Consider the following 22,348-nt stretch of genomic DNA (forward strand, 5'->3'; position numbering starts at 1 on the left):
ATCCCGTAGAATTGTTGGAGGCACGGAAATGAGGCCGAAATCTTCGATCTCCGATCTGGACGCACAGATGGAACGGCTGAGAGAGCGACGAGAATTTCTGGTAGTTAAATCGGCGGAGCGGTTTGCCCGTGCGGCGATCAAATCGGGGCTCGCGGAAATGGAAATCGCCGACGCAGAGGTCGAACGGATCGTGGACGAAATCGCGACGCGATTTCGCAAACCGGAAAGAAGGGCGAGCGTCGCCGCAAGCACTTCATTGCATCGCTCGCCAAGTGGCGAGACTGGAGCGCCGGCGGAGGCTCCTCATGACCATTGATCGGAAGACCGACACGCGGGAGCGATTGCTGCTTGGCAGCATCGTGGTCAAGGCGGGTTTGGCCCGAGCCGACAGGGCATTTCTGCTCGGCGGCCTCATCGAACTGGCAAGGCTCGGTCCTGATTCACCGGAACATCAACGCCTGCGCAAGGCGGGTGAGGAAGCGTTCGGGGCGGAGCCGCCGGCAGCACCGTCCCCGATCGGGGAGGCGACCGAATGATGGCGAAAACAGGGAGACGTTTGGTCTTCCTGGCACCCGTTGCCGTGACGGGTCTGGCCGTCTATGTCGTCGGATGGCACTGGTCGCGGCTCGCCCTCGACCTGTCCGGACACACGCAGTTCTGGTTCCTGCGGGCCTCGCCCTTGCCGCCTCTCCTGCTCGGACCACTCGCCGGCCTTGTGAGCGTGTCGATCCTGCCCATGCACAGGCGGAAGCCTGTCGCAATGGCGACTCTAGTTTGCTTCCTGGCAGTGGCTGGATCCTATGGGCTGCGAGAGTTCGGCAGACTCGCGCCCTACGTGGCGAGCGGCGAGGTTTCGTGGGCTCGGGCGCTCTCATTCCTCGACATGGCAGCCGTGATCGGTGCGGTCGGCGGCTTCATATCGGCCGGCATCGCTGCTCGCATGTCCACGGCCGTGCGGGAACCGGTAAAGCGCGCGCGTCGCGCGACGTTCGGAGACGCGGACTGGCTGCCGATGCCGGCGGCCGGACGCCTTTTCCCGCCAGATGGTGAAATCGTCGTCGGCGAACGTTATCGCGTCGACAAAGACAACGTCCACAAACTGCCCTTCGACCCGGGCGATCCCGCCACGTGGGGCCGCGGCGGCAAGGTCCCGTTGCTGACGTTCAAACAGGACTTCGACTCGACGCACATGCTCTTTTTTGCCGGCTCGGGAGGATACAAGACCACCAGCAATGTCGTACCGACCGCCCTGCGCTATACGGGACCGCTGATTTGCCTGGATCCATCTGCAGAGGTCGCGCCGATGGTCATTGAGCACCGCAGCCGGGTGCTCGGGCGGGACGTGATGGTGCTCGATCCGACGAACCCGATCATGGGTTTCGATGTTCTCGATGGAATAGAAACGTCACGGCACAAGGAAGAAGACATCATCGCCATCGCGCATATGCTGCTTTCTGAAAGCGCGCGGCTGGAAAGCTCGACCGCCTCCTATTTCCAGAACCAGGCACATAATCTCCTGACCGGTCTGCTGGCACATGTCATGTTCTCGCCCGAATATGCGGGCCAGCGGACACTGCGCAGTCTGCGCCAAATCGTGTCCGAGCCGGAACCCTCTGTCCTGGCAAGGCTGCGCGACATACAGGAGCACTCCGCCTCGGCGTTCATCCGCGAAACCTTGGGCGTCTTCACCAACATGACCGAACAGACGTTCAGCGGCGTCTATTCGACTGCATCGAAGGATACCCAATGGCTGTCGCTGGACGCCTACGCCGCGCTCGTATGCGGCAATGCCTTCAAGGCCAACGAGATCGCCAGCGGCACAAAGGACGTCTTCCTCAACCTACCTGCCTCGGTCCTTCGTTCGTATCCGGGGATCGCGCGTGTCATCGTCGGCTCCCTGATCAACACCATGGTGCAGGCGGACGGCGTTTTCGAGCGCCGGGCTCTCTTCATGCTCGATGAAGCAGATCTCCTTGGCTACATGCGCCTGCTCGAAGAAGCGCGCGACCGTGGTCGAAAATACGGCATCACGATGATGCTGATGTACCAGTCGGTGGCTCAGTTGGAGCGGCATTTCGGAAAGGACGGCGCGACGTCATGGATCGAGGGTTGCGCCTTCGCGTCCTATGCCGCGATCAAGGCATTCGACACCGCCCGCCATGTTTCGGCGCTGTGCGGCGAGATGACGGTGGAGGTGAAGGGAAGCTCGCGCAGCATCGGCTGGGCTACAAAGGGGAACACATCGCGCAAGTCCGAGAGCGTGAGCTTCCAACGCCGGCCGTTGATCATGCCGCATGAGATCACCCAGGCGATGCGCAAGGACGAACAGATTATCATCGTGCAGGGGCACAGTCCCATTCGCTGCGGCCGAGCCATGTATTTCCGTCGGAAAGACATGAAGCGAGCGGCAAAGACCAGCCGCTTCGTCACCCCCAGGAGGTGAGGCCTCAGGCCTGTCGTAACAGAAAACACGGGTGGTCAGATGTCCGTGATTCTCGGCACGGAACTTGAAAAACCCGGGAGACCCGCAGACGAAGTGGGCGATTGCCGAGGACGGGGCGACGACCCGGTGGTGACAACATCGGAGAATTGTAGAAGCGACGAGGCCGGCCCCGATTTCTCGGGGCCGGCTGCTTTCGGCTCAGTTCGGGTTGTTCCAGAGGATCACCTTGCGGTTCGGATCGCCGCCGGGTGCGGGAGCGACGTTACCGAAGATGACGCCGATCTCCGGAGCCTCCAGCTTGACCGAGAGGTATTCCTCGCCGGTCTGTCGGGCGATGCGGTTCCACGCTGCGCCGATCTCGAAGCCGGTCTTGCGGTGGATGACGCGGTAGTCGGGCGCTTCCTCGCTTGCCTTGCTGGCATTCGGGACGATGGCGATGGGGGCGTTGACCCGGATGGTGGCGAAGACGCCTTCGAGGGTGCCGTCGGTCTTCTGCGTCAGGGTTGCGATCGTGGTGGCCATGGTATTGTCTCCTTCGGTTGCTCGGGACCATTCCCGATGGCGCGCGAGGAGACGGCCGATCTGCTGCGGTCATCTCGGCGAAAATTCTGCAAAATTCTATTTTCCGCTAAAAAGCGGGCGCGCTTTCGTCCCGCTTGCGGGAGGGAAGCGCCAGGCGCCCGCATGAAGAACCCAAATCGAATTTTGCTGAATTTTCGCCGAGACGTACCCCTTCAGGGGTTGACCGCAAAGGCAGGCGGTCGGCTAAAGGGCGACATAGAAACGGGAATGGTCTCGTGCAACCGAAGCCGGCGACAAACCATTGGGGCCGCCCGGTCCGGCACTGCAAGAGACTGCCAGCACCGTCCGTTGCGGTCACACCGGCCGGCCCGATGTCCCCTCGGACTTCCCGGCCAAGCGCGGTCAGCAAGGAGTGTCGACTGGCCGCCACATCTCTCGGGTGCACGTTGAGACGATCGCGGTGACCATATCGCCAGCAAACGGCGCCGCAACATCTCGTGAAGCTGCCTCCCGCCGATATCGACTAGGCGATCTTCAATGAAACCGCCCCCGTCCGGTCTCGGCACGACGGCAGTCGCCTCGACAAACGCCCGCCTGCCCCCGTCTGTCGGTCCTGAGCAACCGGCGCCGACATCGCTTGACGTCGGTGAAATCGCGCGGGCAGGAGCTCACGGGTCGGCGTCATACCCCTCGCCGTTCGCCAGCCGGTCGATCGCCGCGGCGAAGAGTTGCTTGTTTTCTTCCGGCATCTCGGAGGCACGATGGCCGCGTCGAGGATCTCCACCGGCTCGCATTTTCTCGTAATGCTCGTAGCTCATCAGCACGAACCGGGGTTTCCCATGCCGGGTGAGCACGACGGGTTCGCGGCCGACGGCGGCGGTGACATCGCCAATGTCCTTGCTCAGGTCGCGTGTCGTAAACTGCCGCATTTCCCACTCCTTTGTTGATCCTCCGCATTATCCAGATTTTCCCGATGTGTAGGAACCTTGAAGGGTAGAGCGCTGAGCTCGAAGGCGTTGCAGCGGTCCAGAAGCGTGACGGCCTCGGCGATCAGGCAGGCCGGTGACATGGGACACCGCAAGGGATCGTTACGTCGTCAGGCGCGAAGACTGCCTGCAGACGAAAATTGAGCCCGGTCGGGCGGATCGCCGGATGCGATCAAGGGACCTGTCCTTTTTGAACTGAGGACCAAAAAGCCGTATATGCGCCTCAGTATATACAAAAAGGAGGCGCCCATGCCCCATCTTGCACGGGTATTCCAGTCCGGAAACTCGCAGGTCGTCCGCCTGCCGAGAGAATTTCGCTTCAACGTCGAGCGCGTGGAGATCACGCAGGAGGGCGATGCCCTCATTCTCCGCCCGCATGTCCAGGCGGGCGAGCCGTGGTCGCCGCTGAAGGCAGCGCTGGCGCGTGGCATGAGTGAACACTTCAGGGCGAGCGGGCGCGTGCAGTCGGAACAGCAGGATCGGCCGGAGCTAGACACAGTGTTTCAGTGATCTCGTATCTTCTCGTCACCAACTGCCGACGAGTTCGACCGGGTTGAAAACCTGCAGGTGGAGGGCTGGTCGCTATAAGCTTTGGCTCGCTCGCGCCAAGTGCCGTCCGAGAATCTAGTGCGTCGTGTCCGCCAACCAGAGGCGGACGTCCTGAATGGAGCGCATGAGAATCGATGGATTGTCGCGGGATGCGATGAAGCCCCAGCCCTGCCAGTAGCGTTCGGCTTCGGCGTCGATCGCCCGAACGACGACGGCGCGGCCGCCGACGATCTCGGCTCCGGCGACGCAGCGGCGTAGCGCATCCTTGACCAGTCCGCTGCCGATGCCTTGTCCGGCATAGTGTTGATCGACGGCAAGCTGTCCGATGAGGAGGCAGGGAATAGGGTCTGGGGGACGCCCGGTGCGGATTGCGCGCGGCGCGCTGTTTGGCTGGATCACGCTGGGCGCGAGCCCGTAATAGCCGACAACGGCACTCTCGTCGTGAACAACGAGAACACGGGTGAAGTCGCGCGCCTGATTGGTCCTGGCAAACCCGGTCAGCCACGCATTGAGGGCCGGCTTGCCGCAGTCGAAAGCGTCGAGCCGGTGCGAGTCGTCGAGGAGTTCGATGCCTGAAAGCGCCACCTAGCGCTCCCAGGGCGCTGACCGGCGCAACCGCTCGGCCGCCTTCGGCGGCGGAGCAGCAGGCGGGGAGGAGATCGCCTGCATGAAGGCGTCATAGGCGTCGGGCGAGACGCGGATGACCGTTTCGTTGAGGATAGCCGCCTGCGCCTCATGCAACGCCGCACGACGCATGAACTCTGTGCGCGACAGGCCAAGCAGCTCCGCACCACGATCGATGATCATCAGGTCATCGTCGCGGAACCGCATCGAGACGGGTGTTTCCTTCCTGGGCGTTGTCGTGGCCATGTTCCGCTCCTGTACTGCGATCGTATATACATCGCCGTAACGCGGATTGCAATACTTTGCTTCTGGCGCCGTGGGTGCAGTCACAGTGATGAACAACGGCGTGAGAATAGAGCGAAAACGGCGCTCACGCGCCGTCTCTCGAGAGCTGCCAGACCGGAATGCCGAAGCGGCGCGCCTTGTCGGCGAGATTGCCGGTGATGCCGGAGCCGGGGAAGATGAGGACGCCGGCGGGCATCACCGACAGCATGTCGTCGTTGCGGCGGAAGGGTGCCGCCTTGGCATGCTTCGTCCAGTTCGGTTTGAAGGCGATCTGCGTCACCTTGCGCGCCTCGGCCCAGCAGGCGGCGATGCGTTCGGCCCCCTTCGGCGAGCCGCCATGCAGCAGCACCATGTCGGGATACTTGGCGAGGGCCTGGTCGAGCTTCGCCCAGATCCGTTCGTGATCGTTGTAGTCGATGCCGCCGCCGAAGGCGATCTTGGTGCCGACGGGGATCAGCACCTCGGTCTCGGCGCGGCGGCGGGCGGAGAGAAAGTCGCGACTGTCGATCATCGCCGCGGTCATATTGGCGTGGCTGACCTTCGAACCGGTGCGCGGCCGCCATGCCGAACCGGTCTGGACTTCGAAGAGGTCGGCGGCATAGTCGCGCATGAACTCGAAGGCGTTGCGGCGCTCCAGAAGCGTGATGCCCTCGGCGACTTGGCGCTCCAGCTCGACGCTCTTGACCTCCGAGCCGTCCTGCTCGCGCTGACCGGTGCGCTGGGCGTCCTCATTGCGCTGAAGCTCACGCTGGATGCGCTCGCCGGCCCGATGGAAGAGGTTGACCGTCGACCAGAGCAGGTCTTCGAGATCAGGCTCCAGGCGTGTATCGCCGAGCATCTCGTTGAGGGCGTCAAAGACCGCGGTCAGCGTCGACTGGACGGCCGGCTCTTCGGGCAATGGCCGTGGATCCGGTTCGTCCTGGAAAGGACGATGCCCGTAGATCTGCATCTCGTAGATGAAGCGATCGGTCGGGGACGAGGCGTGGCGGGGCTCAAAGGCGTCGTCGAGGGACAAGGTAAGGTTCATGATGGTCTCCGTTCGGTTGCGGCCGCGCCTCTCGCGGCCTGACGGCGATCCTTCTCCATACGGCGGCCGGCCGGAACCGCGGCGCTGGCGCGCCGCGGCCCAGCGAAGCGCCGGGCGGCGGAAGAAGGGTTTCTTGACCCGCGAGGAATGAGGGGCCGCTCCGCGGCCTCTCAGGGGAAGAAACCCGCCTGACCCGCTGAAGGCCCGACAGCCGTATGGTAAGGGTCGCCCTCGGCAGGCACGCGGGCGCACCGCAGAAACGCAGACCATCTGACCCGGCCTCCCCGCCACGCCGGACCTGCCCGCGTCGATAGGAGCGGCGTCACGACGAAAGGAAGACCGGGGCATCGTCAGGGGCGAGTTGCGATCGCAAGTTGGCTATGAGACGGTCGGGACCGAGCCGACGCAGATCCTCGTTGAAATCTCCGAGTTGCGGCGCAAGCACGAGCGGCAGGATCTGGAGTGCCTGCGCCCGTCGGCTCAAGCCCTCGACCCCATGGCGGCCGGCCGCATCCGCATCGGTGGCGATGTAGAGGCGGCGACACCCAGACGGGAGCCGGAACGCAGCAAGGTGATTGGCGCTGAGTGCGGCAACCATCGGGATGGCGGGCATCACCTCCGAGAGCGAGAGGATGCTCTCGATCCCCTCGCCGGCGACCATCACCGGAACAGGACCACGGAGGGGGAAGTGAAAGCGGACCGCATTGCCGAGAAGCCTGCCGAGCGCTCGGCGCGGCGTGTCGACCCGGGCCTTGCCGATGCTGCGCGGATTGAGCGCCGCGCTGTCGAGATAGGTGCGATGAACGCCCGTGATCAAACCGACTTCATCGGTCACCGCGGCGATCATGGCCGGAAAGCTGCTCGTCAGGCCCGTCGCGAGATCCCGATAATAGCAGCACGGATGGAAGCGTAGGGCCGGGTGTAGCGTCGCGTGCGGGATCGCGCGTCCGCGCAGGTATCCGTCTGCAACTGTACCGGCGAGCGGCTGTGTCATACGGAACAGGCGCCTGGCGCGATCGACCGCAGATGCCGCGGCCGACGAATGATCGTTCCCGTCACCCCCGCGGGAGGGCAGCCGATCCGCATCGACCAAGGGCGGGTGCGGAAGGCTGAGAAAGCGTCGGACCTCGTCGGCGAGGCTGCGGAAATCGTTAAGGCTGCAGGTTTCCCGCACGAGATCGAGCAAGTCGCCGTGCTGTCCGGTTGCGGAATCGGTCCAACGACCCGCACGTGGACCGGCCAGATGGACATAGAGTGAGCGGCCGCTATTGTTGGCAACGTCCCCGACGATCCAATAATTGCCGAGACGACGACCGGCCGAAAGATAATGACGGCAAACCGTCTCGGCGGTTCTCGCCAGACGGTCCGCCAGTTGTGAGGCTGAAAGCATGGGGACCTCCATCACGGCCGGCCGGTCGCCTCGGACATGAGGCGCGCTTCCGGAAACCTTGGGAACTTCGTAAGAAGCGCGGCGGCGTTCATCGCGGTCGGGCCGAGCGGCACGGGCATAGAAAAAGGAGCACGTGACGCGCCAGAAGTGCGCAGCGCGCCGCCGCTTCTGCCCGGGTCAGTTCGGGTGAGCGTTGCGGCGCCTGCGCACGCTCTTGGAAAAAGGGGGCATATCCATAGGAATCCTTGTCGAGCGCGTCGTGCAGGGACGACCCGCCGGCGCGCTCCAAACCGGCCTAGCCGCCCAATATGGGACCCGTCTTTCCCTCCTTGGATAATCTCGTCATCGATCATTTGGCCCGTGAGCTTCCGGGACCTTCATCCGCCTTCCACGCGCCTCAAAACTGCATTATACTGCTCTATATGATGCAGTAAAGAGTGGGAGCCCGTACGCCTTCCGCCGGAGCGCGTTGGTCCGACGCACGCCCGGCGAGAAGACAACAAGAGGAAGCACATGCGACGATTTTTGATCGACGGCATGATCATCGATGAGGACTCGAACGCGATCCGGTCGTTCCTGTCGCGTGCCTATGAACAGGACGTTCGACCGCACTGCCTGTGCCGGGAGCCGCCGATCCCCATGTACATTGCCCGGGTCGATGGCAATTATATCGTCAAACGCATGCCCCTTTCGGGGCGGGCCCACGATCCATCCTGCCCGTCCTATGAACCGCCTTACGAGCTGTCGGGTCTCGGGCTCTTGGTCGGCGGCGCCATCAGGATCGGTGCAAACGGGCGAGCAAGCTTGAAACTGGATTTTCCGATCACGAAGAGAGGATCGCGAAAGACGCCTTCTGAGCCTATCGAGCCTGCAGAGGCGCCCATACGAAACGAGGCGAAGAAGCTCTCTTTGCGGGCAGTGCTGCACTATCTCTGGGAGGCGGGGGAACTGACCGAGTGGAGGTCTTCCTGGGCAGGCAAACGCGGCTGGGGTCGCGTTCGCGCGAGTCTTCTGGGTGCCGCCGCACAGATGACCGTGCAGGGCAAGGAGTTCAGCGCGCTTCTATTCGTGCCGGAGGTTTTTCATCCGGGCGATAGGGAGGGAATCGCGACACGGCGGGCAGCAGCGTTGGCCGCCGCACAGGTATCCGGAACGGGACCGCGCACGCTGATGATCGCAATTGCGGAGGTCAAGGAATTCAAGCCAGGGCGTGACTGTTACCGCGCCGCGTTGCGGCATCATCCGTTTCCGTTGATCATCGGGGAAGCCGCATGGAAGCGATTGAATGCTAGGTTCAAGCCCGAACTCGAGCTCTGGCGATCGAGCGAAGACGATCACCTGATCCTGATCGCCACGTTCGGAATTTCCGCCTGCGGTGTCGCGACCGTCGAAGAGCTTGCGGTGATGGTGGTGAACGAGAACTGGATCCCGTTCGAAAATGCTCACGAGCGGCTGCTTCTGAAGCGTTTGGCAAGTCTGCGACGTAAGAGCATTAAGGGTCTGCGTTTCAACCTCGCTCGCGATCGACCGATTGTGTCGGTCACCTTGCCGGATCAGCGGCCCGCTCCCGTGGCAATGTTCATCGTGCCGGCGCGAGCGGAGGAGAGTTACGAGCGTAACGTTGCGGAAATGACAGGCGCAAGGCCCGAAATCACGCCGTGGGTCTGGCGTGTCGCCGACGGAGAAATGCCGAGATTGCCGTAACTGCTGAATCGGCCACGGTGCAGCGCTGAAAGGTCCAGGCTCTACACATTGAGTGCTCTGAACCCCGGGACGCCAGGTTGGTCGGAGTTTGCACCCGAAGGATAGACAATTCCGATAAGGGCGACACCAGCAGCATTAGCCGACAGCAAGGATCGAATAGTCCGGGGTTCCATTCCAGACGAGATCCCAGGATGTGCCCGGGCGGACGTTCTGAATGGCGCGAGGCTCGAAGCAAACAAGACAGTCTCCTCCGGGAGCCGGCGCCCGGACGGACGGATAGATCAAGCCGCGCGAGCCATCGCGCCGCAGATGCTGGGCAAGGCTCTGCCCTTCGGGATAGCCGACATCAGGATCAGGGTTCAGCGCTGGATGGCCCGGTTCATCAGTGATGTCATGGAACTCCCCGATGAAGTCCGCCAGCAATTCGACGTATCGGGCGCTGTCGCTGAATGAACCTGTGTAGCCAAGCTCCCTTGTACGGTGCCAGGCCACCTCGCTGACGGAGACCATGACATCCCAGGCACAGTACCAGGCACCACGCTCGTCTGAATTGAAGCGGTTTCCTCCAGCGCGCGTATAGACGAAGGCAGCATTAACATGCGTGTCTCCATAGATGCGAAGATCACGGCTGCGGCGCCGCCAGGCAAGCTCGCGCGGGTCGAGGTGAGGGTTTCTGCCCCGTTCGGCAAGAAGGCGCCCGCTGGTCAACCCCTCGATTTCTGCGAGAATTTTGAGTTCGTCGTCGGTATCCACGAGACGGCGAAGCGCCGGCGGCTTGTGGTAGGTAGCGGGCAAAAGGCGGACCAGACCTCGGTCGGAAATCTCGGTCCGCTTCATGCGCCACCACGCAAGGCGTCGAGATAGGTGCGGATGGTCAGGATCTGCGGCAGGCCTCCGTCGATCGCGGTGTCCACCGGTCGGCTGCCACCGAACAGCGGACCCGCATTTGGACGCGAGAACCAGCTGCGCGCAAGCGGCTCGGAAAAATAGAGCTCGAGCGACTTGTAGATGCCGATCACCGCACTGAGACGCAGGAGTTGATCCTTCGTCAGCTCTCCTGCGAAATCGGGCTTTCTGGCGCGCTTCCATGTGCTCTCGGACATGTCTGCAAGACCAGCTGCCTCCTTCAGGCTCAGGCTCCAGGCGTCGACTACACGTGCGTAGGCTTTCAGCGCAACTGCGTTGATGTTAGCGGGCTCGCGTGCTTTCTCTGCAACCTGCATGGTCACCTCCAGTGGAACAAATGTCGGTCATATGAACCAAAAGTCAAGTCCACATGAACCGGCGCATCAGCGATCCTCATTTCCGGGAAACGATGCGGATCGAGGCGCGCCGGAGAATTCTCACGAGGCTTGCGCGAGCAGCCTCCTTGCCTTCCCCTCCAGTTCAAGACGAGCGTCCTGATGGGTTTTTCTTCGGGCAAGCGCCGTCATGCCCTGAACGAAGTCGAAGATGGATTCCGGAGGCCTCCCCTCCTCCTGCAGGACCGTTTCGATGATCCTCGCGCTATCACCTTTCGAGAAGCCACGCTTGCGCAGGAAACCCTCGCGATCGTCGTCGGTGCGGGCAACGATACGATCCCGCGCGGCCCTTATCCCGGCGATGAAATTTGCTGGAGAGGAGTTGGCGAAGCTGGTCAGTGCTGGCGCGGCCTCACGGGCGAAGCGATGGCCGGCGAACTTCGAATGGCGGATCACGATCTCCTCGAAGTTCTCCGTCCCCCAGAGATTGCGATTGGCGCATACCGCCCGCAAGTAGAAGGCCGCAATCCCCAGGGTCTTCGAACCGACTTCACTATTCCAGCAATAAAAGCCGCGGAAATAGAGATCCGGCTCGCCATTGGGCAACCGCCCGGCTTCGATCGGGTGGGTGTCGTCAACGAGAAATAGAAAAACGTCGCGATCGCTGGCATAGAGCGTGGTGGTCTCTTCACTGACTTCAACGAAGGGATTGTGGGTCATCGTTGACCAGTCGAGAACACCTGGCACTTTCCAGATCGTGTCACCGGTTCCGTTTCCGGCAATACGCATGACTGCCGACACCAGTTCATGATCCCAGACCCTTCCATATTCCGGGCCCGTGATGGCACGGAGTTCGACACGTTCGTCATCGGTTTCCAGCGTCTTCAGCAGTTCAGACCGGTGGGAGAGCAGTCCATGCTGGAGGTTGATGCCGGCAAGGGGCGCGGGAAGCTGGCGCATATAGGTCGCCGGTGCGCCCACGAGACTGCAAAGCTGTCCATAACTCCAGTGGGTCGGGAGAAGGGGCCGACTTTGACCGGGGACGATCAGCTCGATTCTGTCGGCATCAGCGCGCTTGGCCTCGACCCGGATCGCGGCACTTTCGACGGTGCGGGCCTGAGCACGGGTAGATCGCGTTTTCACGGCGTCGTAGAGAGCGCCGAGCGACAGATAGCGCTCGTCGGCGGGGCGAGAAAACCACTCCGACGACACACGTCCGATACGCTCGCCACGCGAGATGTCGACCTTGAAACCTGTTGTCGAGGCAGGGGCTGAATTGGAGATCGTGGTATTCATGTGCTGTCTCCTAAGACAAGATCGCCCGGCGCGAAGGGCCGGGCTGTTGGGGTGGTTGCTGCAGAAGAGAGGGCAACTGGCGGTTTAGAGCGAAGGCCCGGCTCGCGCGCCGGACCTTCTTGGGGCGTGAGTCAACCTGTGGCCGAGACCAAAGCGTCCCCATCCTCGACGGGACCGGAAGTAAGATCTCCGGCGTCCGGATCCTGCGCAGGAGACCGCGGTGCTCCTGTTTGCGTGTTCACACCCGTCGCGCTGCTCCCATCACCACCGGCATCCGCATCGACCGCGCCGGCACAAGCCGCGGGCTCTTGCAGCGGGTCTTCGGGGACAGGTGCGCGTAGCGGTTCCGGGAGCCATCCGCTACACCGTAACAGTCGCTCGGCCTCGCGTGCCATGTCGGGTTTCTTGAGATGGTCGATAAGCTGGACCGACTGCTCTCCACATGCCTCGCGAACGGCCTTTAGGATGTGCGTCTTGGTGATCCTTCCGAGGTAGTTGTCGACGGTCGGTATCCAGCCTGCCTCGGCCATATCGAAGCCGAGGGACCGGGCAAGCTGTTCTGCATGCGAAATCGCGGCAGGCCGCCGGTTCCATGCCTGGACGACGGCGTTGAGCGACAACGAAATGCAGTGTGCGAACAGGGCCAGTCGACTGACATCGTCGAGCGCGATCAGGTAGTCCCAGAGCGCGCCGGGATTCTGTGGGAGTTCATGTCCCCACGCCTCGTGGCGCTGGTCGATCTCCTTTGCCCAGACGGTGTCGCAAAGACCCGGCGTCTGCCCGAGATTTGCGCTCCCGACCGTCAGTTCAAGGCAGGAGACTGACCCTTGAAAAAAGAAGGTCCTGAGCACGAGAGCATGCAGGGCGGCGGCGAAGGCAATCGCTGGAGCGTTGGCGAGCGCATTTCTGAGTGCCAGGGTGCGCGCGGCCGTCAGGTCTTCGACGACACGGTCGGAAAGCCCACGCGCAGTACTATCTTCCTCCTCGGCTCCATCCACCGTGTTCGTCTCTGCGCCGGAGCGGGCACCTTCCGTTGTGGACGAGGTACCATCTCCGTCGCCGTCGTCCTCCTCGCTACTGCCGCTGGCGTCGTCGCCTTCAGCATCACCAGCGGACTCGTCCTCAGGACGGACGAAACCGCGCTCGATTGTGGGCTTGCCGTCCGCGCCAAGCGAGATAAAGGCGCCGCCGCGAGCAACCTCCAGCCGATCAAAGACAAAGGGGCGATGGTTCAGACGATCAAGTTCATCGCCGAGTTCCTCCAGTCGCTGTTCGATGTCGGGGTCGTATTCGGTCGCCTCTGCATAGTCAGCGTCGAGCGTCTTGTACTGCGTCTCAACCTCTTGACGGCGGGCAAACTCGTCGTCCGTCAACTCGGCCCGCTCTGGGTAGAAACGACGAAGACCGGCGGTGTGACCGTAGGGGAAATCAAAGGCAGCCTCGACCCATTTCCAGCCCTCGTCAGTCTTCAGAGCTTCGGCGTCTACCCTGAGCTTTTCGATTGCGAGTTGTTCCAGCAAGGATGGATCCTCCAGCCATCCGCCGTTATCGTCATCGAAGAGATCGTGCATCACGATCCCGCCCACCGCTTCGTAAGCCGCGATGCCGACATAGACTGCACGGCGATCCGTCGCGCGCACGGTCGTTTCGGTCAGGAGCCTACGAATGAAGTAGGGTTCGCGCGACGCCTGGAGCGAAATCAACTCCCAGACCTGCTCCTGGCGTGCATGGTCATCGGTGATCGAAAACGCCATGATCTGCTGGAGCGTCATCTCGTCGGCAGCATACCGCTCGAGAAGGCGCGGAGAGACGGATGCAAGCCGCAGCCTTTGCCGCACAGTCGCAACAGATATGAAGAAGCGTGCCGCGATTTCCTCTTCTCCGACCCCCTCCTCCCAGAGCGTCATGATCGCCCGAAACTGATCCAGTGGATGCAGGTCGAGGCGCTGAACGTTTTCCGCAAGCGAGTCCTCCACCTCATCGGTCGTGGATTTGCTCAGGATGCAGGGAACGGCGACGGTTCTGGCAAGCCGTCCCTGGCTGACGAGGAGCTCGAGCGCCCGGTAACGGCGCCCGCCGGCCGGAATACGAAAGAACCCGGTTTCGTGCCCTTGCGCGTCATGTTCAACACGAACGTTCAGACTGGTCAGAAGTCCGCGTCGGGCGATGTCCTCGGCGAGATCCGCTACGGATATGCCCGCCTTCGTCTTACGAACATTCCGCTGACTGAGGACAAGCTTGTTGAATGGGATTTCGCGCCCGGCATTGAGTGTGATCTTTTCAGAAGCCTTTGCCATCTGGGTTTCTCCATGGCGGATCGCCCGGAGCCTCTCTCCGGACGCCTCACTCCGCCAAGAAACCCCCTTCCCCACTCTCCCTCTCGCCCACTTGCCTTGCCTTTCCCGGTAGGCTGGCCGCCTGCGCAGACCGGAAACCGAGGCGAGCTTTGGTGTGGAGACGACAGCCTTTCAGGCATCCTGCGCGGGAAGAGGACGGCACGAACTGCACGTTCTCGCGACCAATTGTGCGGAGGCGTCAGCTCCGATCTTGCGGGCGGACTTGTCCCTCCAGCGCTCGGCAGAAAGATATGACATCACGAAACCTAAGAAGAGGACGGTGAGGGTGGCAGGACTTTTCGCCTCGGACAGAGAAACGCCGAGCCGAGAGAATATGGTTTGAAACATCAAAAGATTGGTAGTAAACATGAATCACCAAGGCTGAAACATGAGAAGCGATGGCGGAACCGTGATTACATCCGCTCAATTGCGAGCCGCCAGGGCTCTTCTCGGAATTGACCAGCGTCAACTGGCCGGCCTCGTCGGTGTGTCCGTCCCGACCATCCAGCGCATGGAAGCGAGCCCCCATGTCATCCGCGGCAATGTCGACTCGCTGGTGCGCCTTCTGCGTGCGCTCGACGGCGCCGGCATCGAACTGATCGACGAGGGCGCGGCAAGCGAGACCGGCGGACGCGGCGTGCGATTGAAGGCTCCACCGCGCAGCGCAACCGAAGAAGCCGGAAACGCCCCGGACGCGGGGGGTCGCTCATGACGGCGCTCCAGGTCATCCTCGTCTCGGTCAGCGCCTATCTGGGCACAACGGTGCTTGGCGCTGCGACGGGACGGCAGCCCTGGGCAACATCCCTCGTCTACGCGCTCACCCTTTGCATATCCGCGGTAATCGTCGCGACCGCGGTCTCGCAGCTGCTCGGCGCTGCGACAGGGGGACCGGCCTCGGAGATATCGTTGCCGCTTGGGCTTCCCTGGCTCGGGTCGCATCTGCGGATCGATGCGCTCTCGGCTTTCTTTCTTTCCGTCGTCGGGCTCGGCGGCGTCCTTTCGAGTCTCTATGGCCTCGGCTACGGGCACCATGAAGAGGCGCCGCAGCGCGTGCTTCCCTTCTTTCCCGCCTTCCTCGCCGGGATGAACCTCGTGATCCTGGCGGCCGACGCCTTCACCTTCCTCATCTCATGGGAATTCATGTCGCTCGCGTCCTGGGCGCTGGTGATGGCGCATCACCAGGAGGCCGCCAACCGAAAGGCGGGCTATATCTACATCGTCATGGCGAGCTTCGGTACACTCGCGCTGCTGCTCGCTTTCGGGCTGCTGGCGGGAGCGGACGGCAATTACGCCTTTGCGGCGATCCGCGCCGCGGAGCATACGCCGGCTGTCGCCGGGACCGTGCTCGTTCTTCTCCTTCTCGGCGCCGGCTCGAAGGCGGGGCTCGTGCCGCTGCACGTCTGGCTGCCGCTCGCCCATCCGGCAGCACCCAGCCATGTTTCGGCGCTGATGAGCGGCGTCATGACCAAAGTCGCCATCTACGGCTTCATCCGCATCGTGTTCGACCTGCTCGGGCAGCCCGCACCCTGGCAGGGCATCCTCGTCCTTGTGATCGGCGGGGCGACGGCGACCTTCGGCATCCTGCACGCGCTGATGGAACGCGACCTCAAGCGCCTGCTCGCCTACAGCACGATCGAGAACATCGGCATCATCTTCGTGAGCCTCGGGCTGACGCTTGCCTTTGCGTCGAACGGAATGACGGGCCCGGCGGCGCTCGCCTTCACGGCGGCGCTCTTCCATGTCCTCAACCATTCCTTCTTCAAGAGCCTGCTCTTCTTCGGTGCCGGTGCGGTGCTGAGCGCAACCGGTGAGCGGGACATGGAAAAACTCGGCGGCCTCATCCACCGGATGCCGGTCACAAGCTTCGCCTTCCTCGTCGGCAGCGTAGCGATCTCGGCGCTGCCGCCCTTCAACGGCTTCGCCTCGGAATGGCTGGCATTCCAGGCGATCCTGCAGAGTCCCGACCTGCCACAATGGGGCCTGAAGATCATCGTGCCGGCGATCGGCGGACTGCTGGCACTCTCGGCGGCACTCGCTGCGACCTGCTTCGTCAAGGCGTTCGGCGTCACCTTCCTCGGGCGCCCGCGCACGGCAATCGCCTCCACGGCGACGGAGGTCGACCACTTCTCGCTTGCCGCGATGCTGGTGCTTGCCGCACTCTGCCTCCTCGCCGGTATCCTGCCGGGTCTCGTCATGGATAGCCTCGCCCCGGTCGCGCTTGCGCTTCTCGGCAACCGCCTGCCGGAACAGGCCGCCATTGCCTGGCTGTCGATCGTGCCGATCACCGAAACCCACAGCTCCTATAACGGCCTGCTGGTCTTCCTCTTCATCGCCTTTTCCGCATCACTATCCGCCTTCCTCGTCCACCGCCTCGGCTCGCGGGCGCTCCGGCGGGCGCCGGCATGGGACTGCGGCTTCCCCGAGCCGAGCCCGATGACGCAGTATTCGGCGGGCAGTTTCGCGCAGCCGATCCGCCGGGTGTTCGGCACGCTGGTCTTCCGCGCCCGCGAACGCGTCGACATGCCGGCGCCGGGCGAGTTGCGGCCGGCGCGGTTGACGGTCACGACCCGCGATCTCATCTGGGACTGGCTCTATGCGCCGTTGACCGGCGTCGTCGGCTACGTCGCCGAAAAGCTCAATCACCTGCAATTCCTGACGATCCGTCGTTATCTCAGCCTCGTCTTCGTCGCCTTGATCCTCCTGCTTCTGGTGGTGGCGCTATGGACGTGATCTCTTCCTTCCTGATCCAGTCCCTGCAGATGGCGTTGGTGATATCGCTGGCGCCCTTGCTCACCGGCTTCGTGCGCAAGGTGAAGGCACGTCTGCTGCGCCGCCGCGGGCCTCCGGTCTTCCAGCCTTACCGCGACCTCCTGCGGCTCTTCCGCAAGGAAGCGATCGTGGCGGAAAACGCCTCCTGGCTCTTCCGGGTGGCGCCTTATCTGATCTTCGCAGCGACCTGGGTTGCGGCGGCGATCGTGCCGACCTTTGCGACCGGGCTCATCTTCAGCTGGACGGCGGACCTGATCGCCATCGTGGCGCTTCTCGGCAGCGCCCGCTTCTTTCTCGCCCTTGCCGGCATGGATGTCGGCACGAGTTTCGGCGGGATCGGTTCGAGCCGTGAAATGATGATCGCGACCCTTGCCGAGCCGGCCATGCTGCTCATCATCTTCTCGCTGGCGCTCGTCGCCGGCTCGACGCAGCTTTCGAGTATCGCCGCCTTCGTCAACTCGCCGGAGGTCGGCCTGCGCGTCTCGCTCGGCATCGCGCTCGTCGCGATCGTCATGGTGGCGATTGCGGAGAATGCGCGCATTCCGGTCGACAATCCGGCGACCCATCTCGAACTCACCATGGTGCACGAGGCGATGGTGCTCGAATATTCCGGCCGGCATCTGGCGATGATCGAGCTTGCCGCCTCGTTGAAGCTCCTGCTCTACGTCTCGCTGATCGCCTGCATCTTCGTGCCCTTCCAGCTCGCCGGCCCCGGTGACGCGCCGGCGACTTACGTGGCCGCGGCACTCGCCTATCCCGTCAAGCTCGCCGTCGCCGGCGTCCTGCTCGCCGTCTTCGAAACCGCGACCGCCAAGATGCGGATATTCCGCGTTCCGGAATTCCTCGGCGCGGCCCTGATGCTCGGGCTGCTCGCGACCCTTCTGCGTTTCGTTTCGAGGAGCCTCTGATGCACGGTCTCGTCTTCGACATCGCACATCTTCTCGCCGGCGGCCTCGTCGTCGTCAGCATGATGATGCTCTATCAGGACCGGCTCTACGCGCTTCTGAACGTCTTTGCGCTGCATTCGCTGGTGCTGACCCTTTCGGTCGCCTGGCAGGCCTATATCCAGGATGCACCCCACCTCTATGTGACGGCGGCGATCGCGCTCATCTTCAAGGCAATCGTCATTCCGGTTGTGCTGCACCGCATGATCCGCCAGCTCGGCATTCACCGGGAAATCGAGACTGTCGTTGGTATCGGGCCGACCATGCTCGCCGGCATCGGGCTCGTCGCGCTCGCCATGGTGGTCATGCTCAGGGTCACCCCCGGCGCCAATCCGCTGGTGCGCGAGGACCTCGCCTTCGCGCTCTCGGTGCTGCTGATCAGCCTGCTGGTGATGGTTACACGCCGCAACGCGGTGAGCCAGGTGGTCGGATTCATGTCGCTCGAAAACAGCCTGGTGCTGGCCGCGACCGGCGCCAAGGGCATGCCGCTCGTCGTCGAGATCAGCGTGGCTTTCTCGATCCTCGTCGCCTTCATCGTCATCGGCGTCTTCCTCTTCCGCATTCGCGAACGTTTCGACACCGTCGATGTCGCCGCTCTCGACGACTTCAAAGGGAGGATGCGCAAATGAATGCGCTCTCGCCCCTCCTCGCCTTCGACGCCGAACGCGCCGTCCTCGTCATCCCGATCGTCGCGGCCGTGGTGCTCGCGCTCCTGCCCGGCTACCGCCTCACTGCCCGGCTCAACGTGGTCGCGAGCCTGCTCACCCTTCTTTCAGCCCTTTCGCTCTTCGTCACGCCGCGGCCCGAGGCCGGGCAGTATCTGCTCGTCGACGACCTCAACATCGTCTTCATCGTGCTCAACACCTTCGTCGGCTTTACGACCAGCGTGTTCAGCGCGAGCTACATCGCCCATGAACTGGAGATCGGCCGGCTGACGCCGGCGAACCTGCGCTTCTACCACGCGATGTACCAGGTGATGATGTTCGGCATGAACCTCGCCTTCGTATCGAACAATATCGGGCTGATGTGGGTGGCGGTTGAGTTGGCGACGCTGACCACCGTGCTGATGGTCGGCATCTACAGGACCCACGAGGCGCTCGAGGCGGCGTGGAAATACTTCATCCTCGGCAGCGTCGGCATCGCATTCGCCCTGTTCGGGACGATCCTCGTCTACCTCGCCGCCCAGCCCGTGGTCGGGGAAGGCTATGACGCCATGGTCTGGACGATCCTGATCCAGCATGCCGCCGCCTTCGACCCGGCGCTCCTCAACATCGCCTTCGTCTTCCTTTTCCTCGGCTACGGCACCAAGGTGGGGCTCGCCCCCCTGCATGCCTGGCTGCCGGACGCGCATGCAGAAGGCCCGACGCCGATCTCGGCGGTGTTGTCCGGTCTGTTGCTGAATGTCGCGCTCTATGCCGTTCTGCGCTTCAAGATGCTGCTTTCGGCAAGTCCCGAGGCGCTGGCGCCCGGACCGCTGATGATGACGATGGGGCTCGCCTCGCTGATCTTCGCCGGCTTCATGCTCTACCGGCGCCGCGACATCAAGCGCATGTTCGCCTATTCCTCGATCGAGCACATGGGCATCATCGTCTTTGCCTTCGGCCTCGGCGGGCCGCTCGCAAACTTCGCCGGGCTGCTGCACATGGTCATGCATTCGCTCACCAAGTCGGCGATCTTCTTTGCCGTCGGCCACATCTCGCAGATCAAGGGGACGCAGCGGCTTTCGGCGATCCGCGGGCTGACCGAGACCCATCCGGGCCTCGGCTGGGGGCTGCTCGCCGGAGTCGTGGCGATTGCCGGCCTGCCTCCCGGCGGCATCTTCATGAGCGAGTTCCTGATCGTGAGCTCGGCCTTCTCCAAGCAGCCCGTGCTCGGCGTCCTGCTGGTCCTCGGGCTTCTCGTCGCCTTTGGCGCGCTCCTCCTGCGGCTGACGGGGGCTGCCTTCGGCCGGCCGCGCGGCAGCACGGCGCCGGCGGAGGCTTCCTATCTGCCGATGTATGCCCATCTTGCGCTGGTACTGATCGCCGGCGTCTATCTGCCGCCGCCGCTGGTCGCCTGGTTCCAGCACATCGCCAACCTTCTTCGCTGACGGGAGGGAGATCGTTGTGACAACACTCGCCGAATTCCTCCTCGAAGGCCGAATAGTCGAACAGCATCGCCCGTTCGCACGTGCGGTCGTCGACGAGGCCGGCTGGCTCGCTGCGAGCGAGGGACTCGCCACCGGACGCTGGACGCTTCTCGGCCTTTGGGGCGAAGCGAAGGCCGTCCACATGGCGCTTTTCGAGGCGCCCGGAACGATCGGGGTCGTCAGCCTCGAAGGCCTGAGCGGGAGCTATCCCTCCGTCGCGCGCCATCATCCGCCGGCGCTCCGCCTCGAGCGAACAGTCCGCGATCTCTTCGGACTGGAGCCGGCCGGTCTTCCCGATCCGCGGCCGTGGCTCGACCACGGGCGCTGGGGCGCCCGCGCGCCCCTCGGCGCGGCGGAGCCTGCGAGCGACACCGGCCGTCCCTATGCCTTCCTGCCGGCGGAGGGTGAAGGCCTGCATCAGATTCCCGTCGGTCCCGTCCACGCCGGCATCATCGAGCCGGGGCATTTCCGGTTTACCGCGAACGGCGAGACGATCGTCCGGCTGGAGGCACGGCTCGGCTACGTTCACAAGGGTATCGAGGGGCTGATGGCCGGCGCCGACATAGGCCGGGCGGCCAAGCTTGCGGGGCGGATCTCCGGCGACAGCACGGTCGCCTACGGTCTGGCCTTCGCGCGGGCCGTCGAGGCAGCGATCGGCTTCGAGGCGCCGCCGCGGGCCGTCTGGCTGCGCGCGCTGATGGCCGAACTCGAACGACTGGCGAACCATCTGGGCGACATCGGCGCGATCTGCAACGACGCGGCCTTCCCGCTGATGCTCGCCCATTGCGGCGTGCTGCGCGAGAAGGTGCTGCGCGCCGCCGACACCGCCTTCGGCCACCGGCTGATGCGTGACCGCATCGTGCCGGGCGGCGTGACCGCCGACCTCGAAGGCGACGGGATTACCGCAATCCGGGCGCTCGTCACCAAGATCCGCCGGCGCTTCCCGCATCTCGTCGAACTCTACGACAACACCGCCTCGCTCCAGGACCGGACGGTCACGACCGGCATCCTGAAACCGGAGCTGGCACGACAGTACGGCGCCGGCGGCTATGTGGGCCGCGCCTCGGGACGCGGCTTCGACGCGCGCCAGGTGCTGCGCTACGCGCCCTATGACCGGCTCATTTTCGACGTCCCGGTCTTCGCCGAGGGCGACGTCAACGCGCGGGTCTGGGTACGCATCCGCGAAGTGGAGCAGAGCCTCTCCATGGTCGAGCAACTGCTCGACCTTCTGCCCGACGGACCGGTCGCGGTTCCCGTGCCGGATCTCGCCAGGACTTGCGAAGGTGCGGCCCTCGTCGAGGGTTTTCGCGGGGACATTTTCGTCTGGCTGCGGCTTTCGGCGAGCGGCACGGTCGAACGGTGCCACCTGCGCGACCCGTCCTGGTTCCAGTGGCCACTTCTGGAGGTCGCGATCGAAGGCAACATCGTCGCCGACTTCCCGCTCTGCAACAAGTCGTTCAACTGCTCCTATTCGGGCCAGGATCTTTAGGGAGGAACGGAAGCCATGCGCAAACTCCTCTTCGAGAGCCTAGTGCGAAAGCCGTTGACCGAGAAGGGCCCGGCTCCTTCGGACGTGGCAGTCGATGAGCTGGCTAGGGCCGTCGACGAGATCGCGCGCCGCCGGCTCGGCCGCAGCCTCTCGATCCGGATGGTCGATGCAGGGTCCTGCAACGGCTGCGAACTCGAAATCCACGCGCTCAACAACGCCTTCTACGACATCGAGCGCTTCGGCATCCGCTTCGTTGCCTCGCCGCGCCACGCTGACGTTCTCCTCGTCACCGGCCCGGTGACCAGGAACATGCGCGAGGCGCTGGAGCGGACCTATGCCGCAACGCCCAGCCCCAAATGGGTGGTCGCGGTCGGCGATTGCGCCCGTGATGGCGGCTGCTTTGCCGGGAGCTATGCGGTGACGGGCGGCGTGTCCGACGTCGTTCCGGTCGACCTTCATATCCCCGGCTGCCCGCCCTCGCCCACCCACTTGCTCGAAGGATTGCTGGCCCTCCTTCAACGAGTGGAAGGTAAGCGCGGAGCGAGGTGAGAGGCCGAGTACTTCCCGGCGGAGCTCGAAGAACGCTGAACATACGATCAGACCCGGAACAATCAC

Annotated in this window: 22 protein-coding genes; 12 read left to right on the plus strand and 10 right to left on the minus strand. The window is 63.5% G+C overall.

Features of this window, described 5'->3' with window-relative positions:
• The first annotated feature begins 28 nt into the window (after positions 1-28).
• Genes EUU22_RS03630 through traG form a run of 3 tightly spaced genes read left to right on the plus strand, consistent with a single transcriptional unit; the run spans position 29 to position 2,443 of the window.
• Positions 29-316, plus strand: coding sequence for a TraC family protein (locus EUU22_RS03630; protein WP_129330795.1), 288 nt, complete (start codon positions 29-31; stop codon positions 314-316).
• Complete coding sequence (locus tag EUU22_RS03635) at positions 306-536, plus strand: conjugal transfer protein TraD (protein WP_129330735.1); 231 nt, start codon at positions 306-308, stop codon at positions 534-536. The genes EUU22_RS03630 and EUU22_RS03635 overlap by 11 nt, the downstream gene beginning before the upstream one ends.
• Positions 533-2,443 (plus strand): Ti-type conjugative transfer system protein TraG, encoded by a 1,911-nt coding sequence (traG, locus tag EUU22_RS03640; protein ID WP_439329119.1) that lies wholly within the window; start codon positions 533-535, stop codon positions 2,441-2,443. Before EUU22_RS03635 ends, traG begins: the two co-directional genes overlap by 4 nt.
• Before the next feature lie 198 nt (positions 2,444-2,641).
• On the opposite strand, the gene EUU22_RS03645 is transcribed toward traG, so the two are convergent.
• Positions 2,642-2,965 carry a DUF736 domain-containing protein gene (locus tag EUU22_RS03645; RefSeq protein ID WP_129330736.1) on the minus strand — a complete coding sequence of 108 codons (324 nt, stop codon included), beginning with the start codon at positions 2,963-2,965 and terminating at the stop codon, positions 2,642-2,644.
• A gap of 668 nt (positions 2,966-3,633) precedes the next feature.
• Positions 3,634-3,894, minus strand: a complete 261-nt coding sequence (locus EUU22_RS03650) for a type II toxin-antitoxin system Phd/YefM family antitoxin (RefSeq protein ID WP_129330737.1) — start codon at positions 3,892-3,894, stop codon at positions 3,634-3,636.
• A gap of 306 nt (positions 3,895-4,200) precedes the next feature.
• Between EUU22_RS03650 and EUU22_RS03655 the strand changes: the two genes are divergently transcribed.
• Positions 4,201-4,461, plus strand: a complete 261-nt coding sequence (locus EUU22_RS03655; protein ID WP_129330738.1) for an antitoxin — start codon at positions 4,201-4,203, stop codon at positions 4,459-4,461.
• A 114-nt stretch (positions 4,462-4,575) separates the two neighbouring features.
• Here the strand turns inward: EUU22_RS03655 and EUU22_RS03660 are convergent, their stop codons facing one another.
• The 4 genes from EUU22_RS03660 to EUU22_RS03675 form a co-directional block, all read right to left on the minus strand.
• A complete protein-coding gene (locus EUU22_RS03660) occupies positions 4,576-5,085 on the minus strand; it encodes a GNAT family N-acetyltransferase (protein ID WP_129330739.1) in 510 nt (169 codons plus the stop codon).
• Complete coding sequence (locus EUU22_RS03665; RefSeq protein WP_129330740.1) at positions 5,086-5,370, minus strand: type II toxin-antitoxin system TacA family antitoxin; 285 nt, start codon at positions 5,368-5,370, stop codon at positions 5,086-5,088. It abuts the gene before it with no gap.
• A gap of 124 nt (positions 5,371-5,494) precedes the next feature.
• A complete protein-coding gene (locus tag EUU22_RS03670; protein WP_129330741.1) occupies positions 5,495-6,436 on the minus strand; it encodes a DUF2493 domain-containing protein in 942 nt (313 codons plus the stop codon).
• Between the two features lie 322 nt (positions 6,437-6,758).
• Positions 6,759-7,826 carry a DUF7146 domain-containing protein gene (locus tag EUU22_RS03675; protein WP_129330742.1) on the minus strand — a complete coding sequence of 356 codons (1,068 nt, stop codon included), beginning with the start codon at positions 7,824-7,826 and terminating at the stop codon, positions 6,759-6,761.
• 513 nt (positions 7,827-8,339) lie between these two features.
• Here EUU22_RS03675 and EUU22_RS03680 point away from each other — a divergent pair.
• Positions 8,340-9,530 (plus strand): DUF1173 domain-containing protein, encoded by a 1,191-nt coding sequence (locus EUU22_RS03680; protein ID WP_129330743.1) that lies wholly within the window; start codon positions 8,340-8,342, stop codon positions 9,528-9,530.
• Positions 9,531-9,665: 135 nt separating this feature from the next.
• Here EUU22_RS03680 and EUU22_RS03685 read toward each other — a convergent pair whose 3' ends face one another.
• From EUU22_RS03685 to EUU22_RS03700, 4 genes are all read right to left on the minus strand, one after another.
• Complete coding sequence (locus tag EUU22_RS03685; RefSeq protein ID WP_129330744.1) at positions 9,666-10,367, minus strand: RES family NAD+ phosphorylase; 702 nt, start codon at positions 10,365-10,367, stop codon at positions 9,666-9,668.
• Positions 10,364-10,753, minus strand: a complete 390-nt coding sequence (locus EUU22_RS03690; protein ID WP_129330745.1) for an MbcA/ParS/Xre antitoxin family protein — start codon at positions 10,751-10,753, stop codon at positions 10,364-10,366. Before EUU22_RS03690 ends, EUU22_RS03685 begins: the two co-directional genes overlap by 4 nt.
• 120 nt (positions 10,754-10,873) lie before the next feature.
• Complete coding sequence (locus EUU22_RS03695; RefSeq protein ID WP_129330746.1) at positions 10,874-12,067, minus strand: DUF932 domain-containing protein; 1,194 nt, start codon at positions 12,065-12,067, stop codon at positions 10,874-10,876.
• A gap of 131 nt (positions 12,068-12,198) precedes the next feature.
• Positions 12,199-14,364 (minus strand): ParB/RepB/Spo0J family partition protein, encoded by a 2,166-nt coding sequence (locus EUU22_RS03700; protein ID WP_129330747.1) that lies wholly within the window; start codon positions 14,362-14,364, stop codon positions 12,199-12,201.
• A 427-nt stretch (positions 14,365-14,791) separates the two neighbouring features.
• On the opposite strand from EUU22_RS03700, the gene EUU22_RS03705 reads away from it, so the two are divergent.
• The 7 genes from EUU22_RS03705 to EUU22_RS03735 are packed head-to-tail and all read left to right on the plus strand — an operon-like array spanning position 14,792 to position 22,282.
• Positions 14,792-15,115, plus strand: coding sequence for a helix-turn-helix domain-containing protein (locus tag EUU22_RS03705; RefSeq protein ID WP_129330748.1), 324 nt, complete (start codon positions 14,792-14,794; stop codon positions 15,113-15,115).
• On the plus strand, positions 15,112-17,133 hold the full coding sequence (gene hyfB / locus EUU22_RS03710) for a hydrogenase 4 subunit B (RefSeq protein ID WP_129330749.1): 2,022 nt from the start codon (positions 15,112-15,114) through the stop codon (positions 17,131-17,133). The genes EUU22_RS03705 and hyfB overlap by 4 nt, the downstream gene beginning before the upstream one ends.
• Positions 17,124-18,080 (plus strand): respiratory chain complex I subunit 1 family protein, encoded by a 957-nt coding sequence (locus EUU22_RS03715; protein ID WP_129330750.1) that lies wholly within the window; start codon positions 17,124-17,126, stop codon positions 18,078-18,080. Before hyfB ends, EUU22_RS03715 begins: the two co-directional genes overlap by 10 nt.
• Positions 18,080-18,745 (plus strand): hydrogenase-4 component E, encoded by a 666-nt coding sequence (locus tag EUU22_RS03720; RefSeq protein WP_129330751.1) that lies wholly within the window; start codon positions 18,080-18,082, stop codon positions 18,743-18,745. Before EUU22_RS03715 ends, EUU22_RS03720 begins: the two co-directional genes overlap by 1 nt.
• Entirely contained in the window at positions 18,742-20,205 is a 1,464-nt protein-coding gene (locus EUU22_RS03725) for a hydrogenase 4 subunit F (RefSeq protein WP_129330752.1), read from the plus strand. The genes EUU22_RS03720 and EUU22_RS03725 overlap by 4 nt, the downstream gene beginning before the upstream one ends.
• A 16-nt stretch (positions 20,206-20,221) precedes the next feature.
• Positions 20,222-21,733, plus strand: a complete 1,512-nt coding sequence (locus EUU22_RS03730; RefSeq protein WP_129330753.1) for a hydrogenase large subunit — start codon at positions 20,222-20,224, stop codon at positions 21,731-21,733.
• 15 nt (positions 21,734-21,748) lie between these two features.
• Entirely contained in the window at positions 21,749-22,282 is a 534-nt protein-coding gene (locus EUU22_RS03735) for an NADH-quinone oxidoreductase subunit B family protein (RefSeq protein WP_129330754.1), read from the plus strand.
• The last annotated feature ends 66 nt before the right edge of the window (positions 22,283-22,348 follow it).

Origin of the sequence: Ciceribacter ferrooxidans (assembly GCF_004137355.1) — a bacterium.
Taxonomy (GTDB): Bacteria; Pseudomonadota; Alphaproteobacteria; order Rhizobiales; family Rhizobiaceae; genus Allorhizobium; species Allorhizobium ferrooxidans.